Genomic DNA, 442 nt, shown 5'->3' with positions numbered 1-442 from the left:
GCCTGCTACGAGGACGCCCGCCTGATCCCGCGGGTCGGGGTCGCCTCGGCGCTGGCCGAGGGCTTCCTCGTCCTGCCGTTCGGTCGGCGCAAGCCGCACACGGGTCACCACCCGGCCGTCCCCGCCCGGCTGGCCGAGTCCGGGCTGCTGCACCACGCCGGGAGCGCGCCGGACGTCAGCGGGCTGCAGAGGCGCCAGGAGTCGGCCGACGAGGAAGAGGCGAGATCCCGGCTGCCCGAGCAGGTTCGGGTGCGCCTGGCCAAGTTGAAGGTGTTGCGGCGCAAGGGCATCGACGCGTATCCGGTGGGCCATCCGCCCAGTCACACCGTCGCCGCGGCGCTCGACACGGACGACCGGGAGACGATCACCGTCTCCGGCCGGATACTGCGAATACGCGACTACGGCGGGGTGCTGTTCGCCCACCTGCGTGACTGGTCGGGGG

At 73.1% G+C, this 442-nt stretch carries 1 pseudogene; it reads left to right on the top strand.

The annotated features are described in order from the left end of the window. Window positions 1–442, top strand: a pseudogene (gene lysS / locus KHA85_RS16865) (bifunctional lysylphosphatidylglycerol synthetase/lysine--tRNA ligase LysX); the annotation flags it as partial.

The organism is Dietzia massiliensis (genome assembly GCF_018390595.1).
Classification (GTDB): domain Bacteria; phylum Actinomycetota; class Actinomycetes; order Mycobacteriales; family Mycobacteriaceae; genus Dietzia; species Dietzia massiliensis.
This window is presented reverse-complemented; position numbering and strand designations above follow the sequence as displayed.